General features: G+C 61.3%; 12 protein-coding genes. 10 read left to right on the forward strand and 2 right to left on the reverse strand.

What is annotated here, in order from left to right; all coding sequences use genetic code 11:
• The first annotated feature begins 289 nt into the window (after positions 1-289).
• The 9 genes from ACSQ3I_RS19060 to ACSQ3I_RS19100 all read left to right on the forward strand — a co-directional run bounded on the left by ACSQ3I_RS19060 (position 290) and on the right by ACSQ3I_RS19100 (position 13,722).
• Entirely contained in the window at positions 290-739 is a 450-nt protein-coding gene (locus ACSQ3I_RS19060) for a GatB/YqeY domain-containing protein (RefSeq protein WP_436001563.1), read from the forward strand.
• Between the two features lie 424 nt (positions 740-1,163).
• A complete protein-coding gene (gene dnaG, locus ACSQ3I_RS19065; RefSeq protein WP_436001564.1) occupies positions 1,164-3,149 on the forward strand; it encodes a DNA primase in 1,986 nt (661 codons plus the stop codon).
• 81 nt (positions 3,150-3,230) lie between these two features.
• Positions 3,231-5,093 (forward strand): DNA helicase RecQ, encoded by a 1,863-nt coding sequence (gene recQ, locus ACSQ3I_RS19070; RefSeq protein ID WP_436001565.1) that lies wholly within the window; start codon positions 3,231-3,233, stop codon positions 5,091-5,093.
• 118 nt (positions 5,094-5,211) lie between these two features.
• Positions 5,212-7,143, forward strand: coding sequence for an O-linked N-acetylglucosamine transferase family protein (locus ACSQ3I_RS19075; RefSeq protein ID WP_436001566.1), 1,932 nt, complete (start codon positions 5,212-5,214; stop codon positions 7,141-7,143).
• Between the two features lie 111 nt (positions 7,144-7,254).
• Entirely contained in the window at positions 7,255-8,442 is a 1,188-nt protein-coding gene (locus ACSQ3I_RS19080) for a glycine C-acetyltransferase (RefSeq protein WP_436001567.1), read from the forward strand.
• 38 nt (positions 8,443-8,480) lie between these two features.
• The gene (gene tdh, locus ACSQ3I_RS19085; protein ID WP_436001568.1) at positions 8,481-9,518 is read left to right on the forward strand and encodes an L-threonine 3-dehydrogenase; all 1,038 of its coding nucleotides are present in this window, start codon (positions 8,481-8,483) and stop codon (positions 9,516-9,518) included.
• A gap of 8 nt (positions 9,519-9,526) precedes the next feature.
• Positions 9,527-9,874 carry a GFA family protein gene (locus ACSQ3I_RS19090; RefSeq protein WP_436001569.1) on the forward strand — a complete coding sequence of 116 codons (348 nt, stop codon included), beginning with the start codon at positions 9,527-9,529 and terminating at the stop codon, positions 9,872-9,874.
• Positions 9,875-10,298: 424 nt separating this feature from the next.
• Positions 10,299-12,353: an RNA polymerase sigma factor RpoD gene (gene rpoD / locus ACSQ3I_RS19095; RefSeq protein WP_436001570.1), complete on the forward strand. Its 2,055-nt coding sequence runs from the start codon at positions 10,299-10,301 to the stop codon at positions 12,351-12,353.
• Positions 12,354-12,537: 184 nt separating this feature from the next.
• Positions 12,538-13,722, forward strand: coding sequence for a DUF930 domain-containing protein (locus ACSQ3I_RS19100; RefSeq protein WP_436001571.1), 1,185 nt, complete (start codon positions 12,538-12,540; stop codon positions 13,720-13,722).
• A 54-nt stretch (positions 13,723-13,776) separates the two neighbouring features.
• Here ACSQ3I_RS19100 and ACSQ3I_RS19105 read toward each other — a convergent pair whose 3' ends face one another.
• Positions 13,777-14,883, reverse strand: coding sequence for a branched-chain amino acid ABC transporter substrate-binding protein (locus ACSQ3I_RS19105; protein WP_436001572.1), 1,107 nt, complete (start codon positions 14,881-14,883; stop codon positions 13,777-13,779).
• 334 nt (positions 14,884-15,217) lie between these two features.
• Here ACSQ3I_RS19105 and ACSQ3I_RS19110 point away from each other — a divergent pair, with 334 nt between their 5' ends.
• Entirely contained in the window at positions 15,218-15,793 is a 576-nt protein-coding gene (locus ACSQ3I_RS19110; RefSeq protein ID WP_436001573.1) for a hypothetical protein, read from the forward strand.
• A 9-nt stretch (positions 15,794-15,802) separates the two neighbouring features.
• Here the strand turns inward: ACSQ3I_RS19110 and ACSQ3I_RS19115 are convergent, their stop codons facing one another.
• On the reverse strand, positions 15,803-16,786 hold the full coding sequence (locus ACSQ3I_RS19115) for an NAD-dependent epimerase/dehydratase family protein (RefSeq protein WP_436001574.1): 984 nt from the start codon (positions 16,784-16,786) through the stop codon (positions 15,803-15,805).
• Positions 16,787-17,104 lie beyond the last annotated feature (318 nt).

Here is a 17,104-nt window from a genome sequence, read left to right on the forward strand (position 1 = left end):
GATCTTGAAAGACCGGCGCCTTCGGGCCACATATGTCGCAGACAAGGGCGCGCGAAAAGATCGCGTTTGACGGCCCTGATGTCGATTTTCGTGCAGGTGCCGACCAATAGCCAAAGCGAACCCATGGGTCAATCGCTTGGCTGTGAATTATGCGGATTTAAAGGCCGGGCGGCGGTTGACGCCGCATCGGCGTTGAAGCCCGTCCCGCCTTTGGTTATGACACCTTTCCGAAATGCGTCAAAAAGCCGTCGATCATCGCCCGGCAACGCTTTCCGCAGGAGACAAGAACATGCGCGACCAACTCGCCAACGCTTTGAAAGACGCCCTGAAGGCGAAGGACACCATCCGGCTCTCGACCGTGCGGCTGATCCAGGCTGCCATCAAGGACCGCGATATCGCCCACCGGACCGCCGGCAAGGACGCCGTGTCCGATGACGAGATCATGCAGATCCTCGCCAAGATGATCAAGCAGCGCGAGGAATCGGCCAAGATCTACGACGACAACGCCCGCGCCGAACTGGCTGCCCAGGAGCGTGCCGAAATCGAGGTGATCAAGGCCTTCATGCCGACCCAGCTTTCCGACGACGAAGTTCGGCATGCCTGCTCGCAGGCAATTTCCGACACGGGCGCGCAGGGCCTGCGCGACATGGGCAAGACGATCTCCGCCCTCAAGGAGCGTTATGCCGGCCAGATGGATTTTGCCAAGGCTTCGGGCATCGTCAAGGACCTGTTGAAGTAAGCGGCACCCCGGCTGAAAACAGACCACGCTGAAAACAGAAAAGGCAGGAGCTGGAGCTCCTGCCTTTCTGCGCTTTGCCCGGCTCTTTGTGTTACGTTCAGCGGAGGCTGTACCAAGAGCTGCAAAGGCGCCGGAGAGGATTGCGGGGGTGGGGGGTCCTCATCCGGAACTGTATCGAGATCAGGGGCGACTACGCAAAGGCGGGGTCAATACGTGGCCGTTTGCTCTCGATCGATATGGGAACCTTAGTGCTGCAGGCCTGACGTGACAAATTACAAATCTGTAATTTTCCCCTGCAAACGGCTCTTCGGCATGCGCGATTTTGACGCAAGCTTTTCACCGCGACGGCACGGGTGCTGTGAATTACGGGCGTTCGTCCGCCCAGCCTATGGCAGCGTCGGGCGGAAGGCCCTATAACGGGACAATGCGCTTTTCACCCTCCTTTCTCGACGAGATCCGCGACCGCGTGCCGATTTCAGCCGTTATCGGCCGGCGCGTGACATGGGATCGCAAGAAGACCAACGTCTCGCGGGGCGACTATTGGGCCTGCTGCCCGTTCCATGGCGAAAAATCGCCGAGTTTCCACTGCGAGGACCGCAAAGGGCGCTACCATTGTTTCGGTTGCGGCGTTTCCGGCGACCATTTCCGTTTCCTCACCGATCTCGAAGGCCTGAATTTTCCGGAAGCCGTACAGCAGATCGCCGACATGGCCGGCATTCCGATGCCGCAGCCCGATGTGCAGGCGGAAAAACGCGAGAAGGAACGCGCCACGCTGCTCGACGTCATGGAGATGGCGACGCAGTTCTTCCAGGACCAGCTGCAGACCGCCAACGGCGCGCGGGCGAGGGCCTATCTGCGCGACCGCGGCCTGACGGGGCGCACCATCGAGACCTTCCGGCTGGGATTTGCGCCGGACAGCCGCAATGCGCTCAAGGAGCACCTGGCGGCCAAGGGTGTGCTCAAGGAGCAAATGGAGGCATGCGGCCTCGTCGTCCACGAAAACGTTCCGGTCTCCTACGACCGGTTCCGCGACCGCATCATGTTCCCGATTCTCTCGTCGCGCGAAAAGGTGATCGCCTTCGGTGGCCGCGCCATGTCACCGGATGCGCCGGCGAAATACCTGAATTCCAACGAGACCGAACTCTTCCACAAGGGCAGCGTGCTCTACAATTTCACCCGCGCCCGTCGTGCGGCGCAAGGGGCTGACGGCGCCGAGACGATCATCGCCGTCGAAGGTTATATGGACGTGATCGCGCTGCACCAAGCGGGCGTCGAAAATGCCGTGGCACCGCTTGGCACGGCGCTCACCGAAAATCAGCTCGACCTGCTCTGGAAAATGACGCCGGAGCCAGTGCTCTGCTTCGACGGCGACGGCGCCGGCATCCGCGCCGCCAACCGCGCCGTCGATCTGGCGCTGCCGCAGCTCAAGCCCGGCCGCTCGGTGCGTTTCGCTCTGCTTCCCGATGGCAAGGACCCCGACGACCTCGTCAAGCATGAGGGCAGGGCGCCGTTTGACCGGGTCATGGCGCAGGCCAAGCCGCTCGCGGAGATGCTCTGGAGCCGCGAGGCCGGTGGCGGCGGTTTCGACACGCCGGAAAAACGCGCTGAACTGGAAGCCCGTCTACGGCAGATCGTTGCCGTCATCGCCGATGAGAGCGTGCGCCGTCACTACGGCCAGGATATCCGCGAGCGGCTGAACGGCTTCTTCCAGCCGCAGGCCAAGCAGGGTGGCGGTCGGCGCGATTTCGGCCGCGACCGTCGTGGCGGTGGCAATGACCGGTTTGCGCCGCAGGGGCCGCGTGCCGCCGGTGCCGGTTCGATTTCCGACCGGCTGATCCGGTCCGGTCTGGTGAAAGGTCACCACGACCAGCCGACCTTGCGTGAAAGCGCGCTGGCGCTGACCATCGTCAATCATCCGGAACTGCTGCAGCAGGAATACGACGAGATCGCCGTCATCGACTACGATAACCGCGATCTGCAGAGCCTGTGGTCGGCGGTTCTGGGTGCAACGGCTGCGGCCGGGACCCGGCTTTCCCGCGAGCTGCTGATCGAAAAGCTGGAGGAGCAGGGTTTTGCCAACCTCCTGAAATTGCTCGACCAGCAGATCCGCAACGCCCGGCTCTGGACGGCCACGGAACAGGCGGCGCACGAGGATGCCGGCGACATGTTCCGCCAGGCGCTGGCGTTGCACAAGCGCGCCAAGGCGCTGCGCTGGCAGAAGATCGAGCTGGAACGCGAGATCGCCGCTGCGGCCGAAGCCGAGGATGCCGAGGGCATCGATGCGCTGATGCGGGCATTGCAGGAAATCCAGCAGGAGATCCTGCGCATGGAAAACCAGGATGCCATCATCGATGGTTTTGGTGTGCTCTCCGGCCGGGTCAAGGGCAGCGCTGGTTCAAGTGCAGGTTGATATTTGTTCACGTTTTGGACTTGATTTTCGTTGTCCACAAGGTAACGATGACGCGGTTTACGCAATGACGGAAGGGGCGCAATGACGAGGCTGGCCAGCAAGACCGAACCACGGTTTTCGGACGCGCTGTTCGATGCGTCGAACAAGCCGCTCGACGTGCTGAAGCAGGTCTACGGCTATTCCGCCTTTCGCGGCAAGCAGCAGCAGGTGGTCGAGCATGTCGTCGCCGGCGGCGATGCCGTGGCGCTGTTTCCGACAGGGGCCGGCAAATCCCTGTGTTTCCAGGTGCCGGCGCTGTGCCGCAAAGGTGTCGGCATCGTCGTCTCGCCGTTGATTGCCTTGATGCGCGACCAGGTGGAGGCCTTGAAACAGCTGGGTGTTCGGGCCGCCGCACTGAACTCCTCGTTGTCGCGTGACGAGTTTTTCGCCGTTCGCGACGCCATCTCTTCGGGCACCCTCGACCTGCTTTACGTGACGCCGGAGCGGATCGTCACCGATGGTTTCCGCGAACTGATCGGCAAGGCGGACATCGCGCTTTTCGCTATCGACGAAGCGCACTGCGTATCGCAGTGGGGCCATGATTTCCGCCCGGAATATCGTGATCTCGGCCGGCTGGCGGAAGAATTTCCCGGCGTGCCGCGCATCGCGCTGACGGCGACCGCCGATCCGCATACCCGCGACGACATCATCGAGCGGCTGGGGCTCGATGGGGCGGAGGTCTTCACCACCAGCTTCGACCGGCCGAATATTTCTTACGAGATCGTCGAACGCGACCAGCCACGGCAGCAATTGTTGCGGTTCCTTTCGGGCCACAAGGGCAACAGCGGCATCGTCTATTGCCTGTCGCGCGCCAAGGTCGAGGAGACCGCCGAATGGCTGAACGGGCAGGGCGTACGGGCGCTCGCCTATCACGCCGGCATGGACCGTGCGGTCCGTGACGCCAACCAGGATGCCTTTCTCAAGGAGGAAGAACTGTGCCTGGTGGCGACGGTCGCTTTCGGCATGGGCATCGACAAACCGAACGTGCGTTATGTCGCCCATCTCGACCTGCCGGGATCGGTCGAGGCCTATTACCAGGAGACGGGACGCGCCGGACGCGACGGTCTGCCGTCCGAGGTCTGGATGGCCTACGGCATGGCCGACGTCATCCAGCGGCGGCGGATGATCGACGAGGGTGGGGCGGCCGACGACATCAAGCGCATCGAGCGCGGCAAGCTCAACGCGCTCTTGGCGATCTGCGAGACCGCTTCCTGCCGGCGACAGGCGATCCTGGCGCATTTCGGCGAGGCGCATGCCGGCCGTTGCGGCAATTGCGACACCTGCCTCAAGCCGGTCGAGACCTGGGACGGCACGGAAGAGGCGATCAAGGCGCTGGCCGCCATCTACCGCACCGGCGAACGGTTTGGTGCGGCACATGTCATCGATGTGCTGATGGGCAGCGTCAACGAGAAGACCGAGCGATTCGGCCATGTCGAGATGCCGGTGTTCGGGGCGGGCAAGGACCTGCCGGCGCGCACCTGGCAATCGGTGTTCCGGCAACTTCTGGCTATGGGCCTGATTCGCACTGACCATTCCGCTTTCGGTGCGCTGAAGCTGGAGCCGGAGGCGCGGGCGGTGTTCAAGCATGAGCGGCAGGTGCTGTTCCGCAAGGACCGGCCGGCCTCGGAGCGGCGTGGCAAGAAGGTGGAGCGCTCGGAACGCCGCTCGGTGCTCTCCGGTGCCGATGGAATCGTTTTCGAGGCGCTGCGCAGCGAGCGCGCCTCGATCGCCCGCGAGCTCGGCGTGCCGCCCTATGTCGTCTTCCCGGATACGACGCTGATCGCCTTTGCCACCGAACGGCCGGAAACGCATCAGCAGATGTTGGCCATCCAGGGCGTCGGGCAGACGAAATTGCAGCGCTTCGGCGATGCCTTCCTTTCCGTTCTGCGGCAGCATCGCGGCTGATCGGAAGCCGTTCCTGTCGGTTCAAACGACTTTCGTGCGGTGACGGCAAAGGTCAGGCTCACACCAATTTCAGCGCGTAAATGGGCCATCTAATGTATGGCTGCTCATAAGGTGTCCCATGACTTCTCGATCTGCACATTTCGAGGCTGCGCGCCTTGCGTTTGAAGGTGGCGACTACAATGGTTCGTTGAACCATCTTCAACGGCTCCTGGCTGGCGAAAATGTCGATGAGCCTGCGGCGGCTTTGCTCGGACGGACATTGCTGCAGATCGGTCTGAAGCGGGATGCTGCCGAATTCTTTGAAATCGCTGCCGGTCTGGACGAGGCCATGGCGTTTCGAAATCACCGGGACGCCGCACTTGCCTATTTTGAGGCCAAGGATTCCGACAAGGCATTGCTGAATGCGATGAAGGGTCTTCGGCTGAAGGGCGATGCTTACGATCTGGTCTTCATCATCGTCACGCTCCTTCGTCCGTCCAGAGACGCGCTTGTCGACCAGCTGAAATACAAGCTTGCGGAAAGCGACGATATCAAGCACCTCGACCTGGCTTTGGACCTGATCGACGTCGATCGCCACGATCCGCGGTCGCTTGCGCTGTTGCGCAAGGTGCGAAGGCATCGGCTGCATGATCCGGCCATCAGGAACTCGGTTCTGACGCTTGCGAGCGAATTCTGCGACTACGAGGTCTTTGAAGAGGAAGAGCAGCGCCTGCCCCTCAAGGAGTGGATGTCTGCCGACTTGCTGGCTCATGAGACGCCGCACGACAATCTTCGCTGGTGCGGCGACGAGGCATCCAACCTTCTTGCGCGCAATTCGGACACCATCGTTTTGGGGGCGAACAAATCGACCGCCGCAAGACGGTCACGGCCTCACAAGTGGAAAAAGAAAATCCGCATCGGCTATCTGTCGGGGGATTTGTTCCCGACACACGCGACCATGAGGCTTTTTTCGGATGTCCTGCGTCAGCACGACAAGGAAAACTTCGAGATCACCCTGTTTTGTCACACGCCTCCGCGTTTGATCTCGACCCCGGAGATCCAGGCTGCCCGGGCGACCTGGGGGGAAATCGTCGACTTGAACCGGTTGAACGACACCGAATGCGTCAAGGCTGTTCGCAACCGCGGCATCGATATCATGGTCGATCTGAAAGGCCATACCGCGAATTCCCGCATCACGCTTCTCAACAAGGGGCTTGCACCCGTCCAGGTGACGTGGCTCGGTTTTCCCGGCAGCGTGGCGCATGTCGATCTCGATTACGTCATCGGCGATGCCACGGTGCTGCCGGACAGTTCCAAGCCGTTTTACCACGAGAAGTTTTGCCGGCTCCCCGAGAGTTATCAGCCAAACGATCCGCTGACGCGTGCTTTGCCGCCGGCGGCAAAACGGGCCGATCTCGACTTGCCGGAAGATGCATTCGTCTTTGCGTCGTTCAACTCTCCGGGAAAGATCAGCCGCAGGACTGCGGCTCTGTGGGCGCGCGTTCTCAACGAGACGCCCGGTTCCGTCTTGTGGTTCATGTGCCATTCCGCTGCGACCGAAATGAACATACGCCGGTATTTCGATGCTGCCGGTATCAGTCAGGATCGCCTCGTCACCGCAACCGCTGCGCGTTACGAGGAACACATCGCAAGACTCCAGGCTGCGGACGTGGGCTTGGATACCTTCCCTTGCAACGGCCACACCACGACCTCCGACAAGCTGTGGGCGGGGCTTCCCGTCCTGACGGTGAAGGGCAGCAATTTTGCCTCGCGGGTTTCCGAAAGCCTGCTGCGGGCGATCGGATTGCCGGAGCTTGTCGCCGATTCCGATGATCAGTACGTCGCCCTGGCGGTCGATCTCTGGCGGAACCGGGAGCGGGTCGCCGGTTTGCGGGAGAAGCTGATCGCCAACCGCTTCGTTGCACCGCTTTTCGATTCCGAACGGTTCTGCCGTCACCTGGAAAGCGCTTATGGCATGATGGCGGATCGGGCGCGTGCCGGACAGGCGCCGGATCATTTCGACGTGCCGGCCATGCCCGGCCGTTCGGCGCCGTTCCTCGCCAGGGGCTGATCCGCTTCGGCCCGGATGCGGCATGCTCTGCCGCTGGGGCATGAAGACATCCGGCGGTGTGATGGTGTAGACTTTCGGCGTGTTTCATTGCGTGCCGAAAGCGACATCTCCATGACCACGACCTTCCTCGACCATTTGCGCTCCGAGCTGGCCATCCTCAAGGACACCGGCCTCTACAAGTCGGAGCGCGTCATCACCTCGAAACAGGCCGGCGAGATCGCCATCTCCTCCGGCGAGCGGGTGCTGAATTTCTGCGCCAATAACTATCTCGGCCTCGCCGATAACGCGGAGATCGCTGCCGCTGCCAAACAGGCGCTCGATCGTTACGGCTACGGCATGGCGTCGGTGCGCTTCATCTGCGGCACGCAGGAGGAGCACAAGCAGCTGGAAGTGAAGATTTCGTCATTTCTCGGCCTGGAGGACACGATCCTCTATTCCTCCTGTTTTGATGCCAATGGTGGCCTGTTCGAAACCCTGCTGGGTGAAGAAGATGCGATCATTTCGGATGCGCTCAACCACGCCTCGATCATCGACGGGGTGCGGCTCTCCAAGGCAAAACGCTTCCGCTACGCCAACAACGACATGGCAGCTCTGGAAGAGGAGCTGAAGAAGGCGGAGGGCGCCCGCTTCAAGCTGATCGCCACGGACGGCGTCTTCTCCATGGACGGCATCATCGCCAATCTCGGCGGCGTCTGCGATCTTGCCGAAAAATACGGTGCCATGGTCATGGTTGACGACAGCCATGCCGTCGGCTTCGTCGGCAAGCATGGCCGCGGCTCGGCCGAACATTGCGGCGTCGAGGGCCGCATCGACATCATCACCGGCACGCTTGGCAAGGCGCTCGGCGGGGCCTCCGGCGGTTACACGTCCGGAAAGGCGGAGGTTGTCGACTGGCTGCGGCAGCGCTCGCGTCCCTACCTGTTCTCCAACACGCTGGCACCGGTCATCACTGCGGCTTCGTTGAAGGTTTTCGAGATTGTCGAGAACGGCGATGCCTTGCGCCGGCGGCTTTATGCCAATGCCGATCTCTTCCGCTCCGAGATGACGAAGCTCGGCTTCACGCTGGCGGGCGAGGGGCATCCGATCATCCCCGTCATGCTGGGTGACGCCAAGCTGGCGCAGGAGATGGCGGCGCGGATGCTGGAAAAGGGCGTTTATGTTGTCGGCTTCTTCTTTCCTGTCGTGCCGAAAGGTCAGGCGCGCATCCGCACCCAGATGTCTGCGGCCCATAGCGAGGCCGAGGTGCGGCGGGCGATTGCGGCATTCGAGGCGGTCGGGCGCGACCTGGGCGTGATCTAGATTTTCCAATCGTCGGAATCACTTTGGGAGGTTTGCCGATGACGAACATGATGAAGGCTCTGGTTAAAGCAAAACCTGAAGTCGGCCTCTGGATGGAGCATGTGCCGGTGCCGGAGGTCGGACCGAACGATGTGCTGATCAAGGTCAGGAAATCGGCGATCTGCGGCACCGACGTGCACATCTGGAACTGGGATGCGTGGGCGCAAAAAACCATTCCGGTGCCGATGGTCGTCGGCCACGAATTCTGCGGTGTGATTGCCGAGGTCGGTTCGGCGGTCACCAAGGTCCATGTCGGCGAGCGTGTCTCGGGCGAGGGGCATATCGTCTGCGGCAAGTGCCGCAACTGCCGGGCCGGGCGCGGGCACCTGTGCCGCAACACGCTGGGTGTCGGTGTTCACCGACCGGGTTCGTTCGGCGAGTTCGTCTGCATTCCCGAATATAATGTCGTGCCGATCCCCGACGACGTGCCGGATGAAATTGCCGCGATCTTCGATCCCTTCGGCAATGCCGTGCACACCGCGCTGTCCTTCGATGTCGTCGGCGAGGACGTGCTGGTGACCGGTGCCGGGCCGATCGGCATCATGGGTGCCATGGTCGCCAAGCGCTCCGGCGCCCGCAAGGTGGTCATCACCGACATCAACCCCACAAGGCTCGATCTCGCCCGCAAGGTCGGCATCGATTATGTGGTGGATGCGTCGAAGGAAAATCTTGCCGACGTGATGAAGGCGATCGGCATGACGGAGGGGTTTGACGTCGGGCTGGAGATGTCAGGGGCCGCGCCTGCCTTCCGCGACATGATCGACAAGATGAACAACGGCGGCAAGATCGCCATCCTCGGCATCGCGCCGACCGGCTTCGAGATCGACTGGAACAAGGTGATCTTCAAGATGCTCAACCTCAAGGGCATCTACGGCCGCGAGATGTTCGAGACCTGGTACAAGATGATCGCCTTCGTGCAGGGCGGGCTTGACCTCGCGCCGGTCATCACCCACCGTATTCGCATCGACGATTTCCGCGATGGTTTCGAGGCGATGCGCTCGGGCAATTCCGGCAAGGTGGTCATGGATTGGGAGTGAAGGCAATCATGATGTATGAAGGAAGCTGTCATTGCGGTGACACCGCGTTCGAAGTCGAGGGCGAATTTTCCGAGGCGGTCGAATGCAACTGCTCCATATGCCGCCGTCGCGGCACGCTTTTGGCATTCGTGCCGCGGGAAAAACTCGTTCTCAAGACGCCGGAAGAGAATTTGTCCCGTTATGAATTCAACAGGCATGTCATCAAGCACTATTTCTGTCCCACCTGCGGCGTCGCCCCGTTTGCCGAAGCGACGACGCCGGATGGCAAGCATATGGCGGCCATCAATGTGCGCTGCCTGCCGGCGATCGATCTTGACGGACTGAAAATCAACCGCTTTAACGGTAAGGATATTTAGCACGGCGCGACACGTTCTCCGCAAAGGCCAATTCTGGAGTTGGTTTTTGCGGGTGCTCTTGTCTTCGCCGGGTTCATTCCTATTTTATGCATCGAAGGAAGTTTCTCCCGGAAATTGCCGTATTTCTGGCTTTTCCAGACTTTTCCCCTGCTTTTCCAGACGGAAAGCTTGACGGGAAGGAAAATTGTGGGAATCACCATTTTGGGCAGTGACGGTTGAGTGGATCGAAACGGGTCGAAAACCATGACCGGAAATGCGGGCGCTCAGTTGCGGCGGATTGTGGCATCGGCAGGCGTGGTTAATCAGGAATTAAAGGTCATACCATTAGGTAAGGAGACCGATTCGCGGTGAACGCGAAGAGGCGCCTGCGCAGGACGGGCATTTACCGCGGATGATGGAAGCGCCAAGGAAAGCGACGAAATAGATGGCAACCAAGGTCAAAGAAAACGAAGAGGCTGAGGTCGAACGGGACGGTGCTCCGGACGGCCCCCTTCTGGATCTTTCCGACGATGCGGTCAAGAAAATGATCAAGGCCGCCAAGAAGCGCGGCTATGTAACGACGGATGAGCTGAACGAAGTGCTGCCTTCCGATCAGGTCGACCCCGACCGGATCGAAGACATCATGGCGATGCTCAACGAGATGGGTATCAACGTCGTCGAAGACGAAGAGGTCGAGGACGCCGCCGCCGAAGAGGAAGACGGAGACTCCGATTCCGAGAGCGAAGGTGGCGAGCTGGCACCGACTTCCGGCACGGCGCTTGCCGCCAGCAAGAAGAAAGAGCCGACCGACCGAACCGACGACCCCGTGCGCATGTACCTGCGCGAAATGGGTTCCGTCGAGCTTCTGTCGCGCGAAGGCGAAATCGCCATCGCCAAGCGTATCGAGGCTGGCCGCGAAACCATGATCGCCGGTCTCTGCGAGAGCCCGTTGACGTTCCAGGCGCTGATCATCTGGCGCGACGAACTCAACGAAGGCACGACGCTGCTGCGCGAGATCATCGACCTCGAAACGACCTATTCCGGCCCGGAAGCCAAGGCTGCGCCGCAGTTCCAGAGCCCGGAAAAGATCGAAGCCGACCGCAAGGCGGCCGAGGAAAAGGAACGTACCCGCAAGCCACGTCTGGGCGGTAGCGGCGAAGACGACATCACCAATGTCGGCGGCGAAGGCCTACCCATCGAGGAAGAAGAAGAGGACGAGGACGAATCCTCCCTCTCGCTCGCCGCGATGGAAGCCGAACTGCGCCCGCAGGTGATGGAGACGCTCGACATCATCGCCGATACCTACAAGAAGCTGCGCAAGCTGCAGGACCAGCAGGTGGAAGCCCGTCTGGCCGCCGTTGGCACGCTGTCTTCCGGCCAGGAGCGCCGCTACAAGGAGCTCAAGGACCAGCTGATCACCGCCGTCAAGTCGCTGTCGCTGAACCAGAACCGTATCGACAGCCTCGTCGAGCAGCTCTACGACATCAACAAGCGTCTGGTGCAGAACGAAGGCCGGCTGCTGCGCCTTGCCGAATCCTACGGCGTCAAGCGCGACAGCTTCCTCGAACAGTACAGCGGTGCTGAACTCGATCCGAACTGGATGAAGTCGATTGCCAACCTCGCCGCCCGCGGCTGGAAGGAATTCGCCAAGTCCGAAAACACGACGATCCGCGACATCCGCCAGGAGATCCAGAATCTCGCGACGGAAACCGGTATCTCGATCTCGGAATTCCGCCGCATCGTGCACATGGTGCAGAAGGGCGAGCGCGAGGCGCGCATCGCCAAGAAGGAAATGGTCGAAGCGAACTTGCGCCTCGTCATCTCCATCGCCAAGAAGTACACGAACCGCGGCCTGCAGTTCCTCGACCTCATCCAGGAAGGCAACATCGGCCTGATGAAAGCGGTCGACAAGTTCGAATACCGTCGTGGTTACAAGTTCTCGACCTACGCCACCTGGTGGATCCGACAGGCGATCACCCGTTCGATCGCCGACCAGGCCCGCACGATCCGTATTCCGGTGCACATGATCGAGACGATCAACAAGATCGTCCGGACTTCGCGCCAGATGCTGCACGAGATCGGCCGCGAACCGACGCCGGAAGAACTGGCCGAAAAGCTCGCCATGCCGCTCGAAAAGGTGCGCAAGGTGCTGAAGATCGCCAAGGAGCCGATCTCGCTCGAAACCCCGGTGGGTGACGAAGAAGACAGCCACCTCGGCGATTTCATCGAGGACAAGAACGCGCTGCTGCCGATCGATGCCGCCATCCAGGCGAACCTGCGCGAGACGACGACCCGCGTACTCGCCTCGCTGACGCCGCGCGAAGAGCGCGTGCTGCGCATGCGCTTCGGCATCGGCATGAACACCGACCACACGCTGGAAGAAGTCGGCCAGCAGTTCTCGGTGACGCGCGAACGTATCCGCCAGATCGAAGCGAAGGCGCTGCGCAAGCTCAAGCATCCGAGCCGGTCGCGCAAGCTGCGCAGCTTCCTCGACAGCTAAGCTGGCGAAAATCTCGATATTTAAACCCGGTCCGCGAGAGCAGGCCGGGTTTTTTCATTTCGGACACACCGCGGTTTTTTTCGCATGCGCAAGAGATCGTGACTCGCTCGCGCCTTCGTTTGATCCTACATGGGCATCGATGCAGAATGACGACGAGAAACAGACGAGATGGTGGGGGTGGGGCGTGGTTGCCTCATTCGTCGTTCATACCGTTCTGGCCGCTCTTCTGATCTTCGGTTTTCCCGTAACGCTGCCCGAACCGCAAAAGGAGGACAGCGTCTCCGTCGATATCGTCGAGCCGCCGCCAGAAAAGGCGAAAGATGAGGCGAAGCCGACCGAGAAGAAGGACGAGGCGGCCCAACCTCCGGAAAAACAGGCGCGCATGACACCGGCCGAGAAGCAGCCGGTCGAGGATGCCAAGGATGCGGCATCGGGTGCCGCACCGCCGACCGAAGAGCAGCAGGCCTTCGAATCCGTGCCGCAGGCATCCGAAGAGGCGAAGGATACGTCAAAGCCCGAGGAGACGGCCGACAGCAAGACCGATGACAAGCCGACAAGGGCTGAAGCGAAACCCGCCGAGGTTTCCCAGCGGCAGATGACCGAGGTGGACAAGAACGCGCTTCGGGAAGCCATGCGCCAAGCTGCCGATCAGGAAAAAGCCGCCGAACAACAGCGTGCAGCCGAAGAGGCAAAGGCGGCGGAGCAGAAGCTGGCGGCGGAGAAAAAGGCAGCAGAGCAGAAGAAAGCTGAAGCTGCGGCGATCCTGGCGGCGCAGCAGGCCGCCGAGGAAAAGGCTGCCGAGGCGAAAGCGGAGCTTGCAAAGGAGCTGACGCAAACCGATCCGGCCGCAAAGACCGAAGGGGAGGCGGCGGCCGCAACAACGGCGACGGCTGAGACGCCAACCGCCGAGGTCGAGAAGAAGGCCGAACCAGAAAAGGCGTCGGCAACTTCCGGCGATCAGCCTGATGTGGCCGAGGTGATGCCTGACGATGCGACGTTCACGCGGGCAAAAACATTGTTTTCGAAGAACTCGCTGTCCGATCCGCGTGTCAAGAAAGCCCTCGGCAAACTGCCGCCCAATCGCCGGATTGTGCAGATCTGCACAATCGAGGCGTTGGAGCAGGTGAGGCACAATTCGCCGGATTCCGTTCCCGAGGGGATGGTGCCGTTTTCGGATCACGGCGGCCTGATTGCCGGGCCGAAGCTTTCGGCATCGGGCGGGGCGTTCTTCAGCGGCGGCAACTGGTACGCCATCGATTTCAGTTGCGAGACCAATGCCGAGGTGACGGAAATCACCGCGTTCCGTTTCGACCTCAAGGGCGCCATTCCGCGCAACGAGTGGAAGAGCCGCAAGCTGCCTGATCCATGAAAAACGCCGGGGTTTCCCCCGGCGTCGATGTTTCGAATGTGCGGTCGCTGTCGATTATTCGGCAGCGACGATCTTGCCGCCTTCCCACTTGAACAGCGAGAAGCTCGGCGAGGTCAGGTCGCCGTTTTCGCCGTAGGTCAGGTTGCCGATGGCGGTGGTGACCGGCTCGCCGCTCTTCAGCGCCGTGGTAACGGCAGCTGCGTCTTCGGCGCTGCCGGCCTTCTCGATACCGGCCTTGATGACTTCGACAGCGGCATAGGCGTTCAGGGTGAAGGCTTCCGGCGGAATGCCGGCGGCTTCGAGAACCTTGACGGCATTGGCCGAGGCCGGGTTCTTCAGCGCGTCTGCGGCGTTGGTGAAGACCGTGCCGGCAGCTGCTTCCGTACCGATCGTCCAGAACTCGGTGTTGGACAGGCCTTCGCCGCCGATGATCAGCGCCTTGACGGAAACGTCCTGCAGCTGACGTGCCAGCAGGCCGCCTTCCGGATGATAACCGCCGAAATAGATGACCTCGGCGCCGAGATCCTTGAGGCGGGTGACGATGGCGCTGTAATCCTTTTCACCCGGGTTCAGGGCTTCGTAGATCACTTCGTTGACGCCACCGGCATTGAGGCCAGCCTTGAAGGCATCGGCCAGGCCCTTGCCGTAGGTGCCCTTGTCGTGCAGCACGGCGATCTTCTTGTCCTTGAGGTTCTTCAGGACGTAGTCGGCGGCAACGGCTGCCTGCTGGTCGTCACGGCCGCAGGTGCGCAGTACGTTGGTGAGGCCACGGTTGGTGAGATCAGGAGCCGTGGCGGTCGGGGTGACCATCAGGACGCCGTTTTCGGCGAAGACGTCGGAGGCCGGAATGGCAACGCCCGAGGTAACCGGGCCGACAACGAAGCGGATGCCTTCGCCGACCAACTGGTTGGCCGCCGAAACGCCCTGCTTCGGTTCGCCGGCATCGTCGGCGATCTTCAGCACGACCTGCTCGCCCAGAATGCCGCCGTTCTTGTTGATCTCGGCAACGGCCGCTTCCGCGCCGTTCTTCACCTGCGCGCCGTAAGCGGCGACCGGACCGGTGACGGGGGCGACGAGGCCGATGGTGATGTCCGCCTTGGCTGCCTGTGCAAACATCAGCGAGGCGGCGAAGGCGACGCTGGTCAGATACTTGAACTTCATTTTCTTCTCCTAGGATAAACCCGCTCTGCGGATTCGAACGATCGCCCGACAGCCGCCAGCCAAGATGGACCTGCCGAACAGACAGGCCCTGCGGACGCCGGGCTCAGGACCGATGAGCCGCCCGTGGACAGTTCCTGTCTCTCAAGGCGCTCAGCTGAATGGTTTAATAAAAAAGCCGCCCGGCATCTGCAAGAAAATAAGTCAGCCTGCACATTTTTATCGCATCTCTTGCGTTTTCATCCGCTTTCGGGGCGTTGCGGGACGGTGCAGGCCGATAAAAACCGAACTTTAAGATTTACCCTTTATCAATCTCTCGATGAAGAGAGGTTCAACGATGCGTATCGTGTTTGTCGTGGCACTTCTGTTGCTGGCCGGTTGCGCCTCGGCGCCGCGGGAAACCCGCAATGCCTGCGCCATTTTCGAGCAGCGGGACGGCTGGTTCAACAACTGGCGCCGCACGGCCAAGAGCGTCGAGCGGGAGTTCGGTGTGCCGGTTCCGATCCTGATGGCGACGATCTACACCGAATCCGGTTTCCGCCCCTATGCCCGGCCGCCGCGCACCAAACTTCTGGGCTTCATTCCGTGGAAACGCCAGTCGTCCGCTTATGGCTACAGCCAGGCGCTCGACGGCACCTGGGAGCGCTACCAGCGCGAAACCGGCCGCTGGGCCGCACGGCGGACGAAATTTTCCGACGCCATCCATTTCATCGGCTGGTACCATGCTCAGACCCATGAAAAGAACGGCATTGCCCGCAACGATGCCTACAACCTCTATCTCGCTTATTATTCCGGCCATGCCGGTTATTCCCGCGGGTCGTGGCGCTCGGATGCCGGGGTGCAGAAGGCTGCCCGCCGGACGACCAGCATTGCCATCAGCTATTCACGCCAGTTGCGCAACTGCCCGGATTGACGGCGGCCTTCAGGCGACGGGGTAGGGGCCTTCGCTGAACACCGTGTCGTGATACCCCTTGCTGCCGACGGCACGGGCAAGCGGGCTGCGGAAATCCGTGCCCGCCTTCAGGCAGTCGAGCACGTGGGAAAAATCGTGGCGCGGGCGCCAGCCGAGGTCCTCGATGGCATGGCAGCTGACATAGACGCGATCCAGCGCCTGCGGCAGACGCCAACCCCTGGCGGCGAACAGCGCAGCACTTTCCGGAAAATGGCGTTCGACAACGGCTGCGGCATCGCTGCGAAGCTGCATCAGGTCGGCCCTGGAGAAGGGCGAAGGGGCGGAGATGATGTAGCGCCCGAAGCCGATCGCCGCCGCCCTGTCGATGGCCAGCAGATGCGCATCGACGATATCGGCAATATCGGCGCGGCGATGCAGCAGTTCGTTGGCCTGGGCGTTTTCCGGTGTATGGAGCTGGCGCGCCTCGGCATCGTCATCGGCTTCGGGAAAGAAACGCGAGGTGCGCAGCACGATGACCGGCAACCGGTGTTTTCGTGCGAAAAGTTCGCAAAGGCCTTCCGCCGCAATCTTGGTGACGCCGTAGATGTTTTTCGGCACAGGCATGACGTCTTCGGTAATCCATGCCGCCGGCTCGCCGGCAGCCGGTGACAGCGCGGCGCCAAAAGTGCTGGTCGTGCTGGTGAAGACGAAGGCGCCGACCCCGGCCGCTTTGGCTGCTTCGAGCAGAACGAGCGTGCCGGCAACATTCGTCTCGACGAAATCCTGATATCCGTGCGTGGCGACATGTGGCTTGTGCAATGTCGCGGCATGGATGACCGCGGTGACGCCTGCCATGCAATCGGCAACGAAGGCAGTGTCGCCGATCGAGCCGACACGATCGGTAAATGGCGACGGCTTGATATCGATGCCGATGGCGGCCCGGCCTTGAGCGGCAAGGCACCGTTTCAGCGCTTCGCCGAGATGACCGGCACTGCCGGTGACAAGAATGGTCATGCTGACGTCTCCGCTTCCAGGGTGAGGGCGACCATAAGGTCGGGCGACTTATCTCAGAGCGCTGTTTTGACTCAGCGAGAGGTGGAGAATTTGTCCGTTAACGCCGGAATTTTTCTGCCTGCGTAGGTGTTCGATGCACACCTTCTCTATCACGAAATGGAAAAATTTTTGCGAGGAGGTATCTATGTTCCCTCGTATAGCCATTGCCCCCATGGCCAGCTACAGGTCTGGCATGTCGTCGCACTCGACCTTGGGTCTTGATAATTCTGCTCTGCCATCTTCAGAATGACATGAACCACATAAGGGTGGGGTACAGGT

It is taken from the genome of Rhizobium sp. LjRoot30 (assembly GCF_964253915.1).
Classification (GTDB): Bacteria; Pseudomonadota; Alphaproteobacteria; order Rhizobiales; family Rhizobiaceae; genus Metarhizobium.

Excerpts from the sequence above, each read along its gene's own strand:
- ACSQ3I_RS19060 (WP_436001563.1), top strand. The coding sequence starts at position 290 with ATGCGCGACCAACTCGCCAACGCTTTGAAAGACGCCCTGAAGGCGAAG.
- dnaG (WP_436001564.1), top strand. The coding sequence starts at position 1,164 with ATGCGCTTTTCACCCTCCTTTCTCGACGAGATCCGCGACCGCGTGCCG.
- recQ (WP_436001565.1), top strand. The coding sequence starts at position 3,231 with ATGACGAGGCTGGCCAGCAAGACCGAACCACGGTTTTCGGACGCGCTG.
- ACSQ3I_RS19075 (WP_436001566.1), top strand. The coding sequence starts at position 5,212 with ATGACTTCTCGATCTGCACATTTCGAGGCTGCGCGCCTTGCGTTTGAA.
- ACSQ3I_RS19080 (WP_436001567.1), top strand. The coding sequence starts at position 7,255 with ATGACCACGACCTTCCTCGACCATTTGCGCTCCGAGCTGGCCATCCTC.
- tdh (WP_436001568.1), top strand. The coding sequence starts at position 8,481 with ATGACGAACATGATGAAGGCTCTGGTTAAAGCAAAACCTGAAGTCGGC.
- ACSQ3I_RS19090 (WP_436001569.1), top strand. The coding sequence starts at position 9,527 with ATGATGTATGAAGGAAGCTGTCATTGCGGTGACACCGCGTTCGAAGTC.
- rpoD (WP_436001570.1), top strand. The coding sequence starts at position 10,299 with ATGGCAACCAAGGTCAAAGAAAACGAAGAGGCTGAGGTCGAACGGGAC.
- ACSQ3I_RS19105 (WP_436001572.1), bottom strand. The coding sequence starts at position 14,883 with ATGAAGTTCAAGTATCTGACCAGCGTCGCCTTCGCCGCCTCGCTGATG.
- ACSQ3I_RS19110 (WP_436001573.1), top strand. The coding sequence starts at position 15,218 with ATGCGTATCGTGTTTGTCGTGGCACTTCTGTTGCTGGCCGGTTGCGCC.
- ACSQ3I_RS19115 (WP_436001574.1), bottom strand. The coding sequence starts at position 16,786 with ATGACCATTCTTGTCACCGGCAGTGCCGGTCATCTCGGCGAAGCGCTG.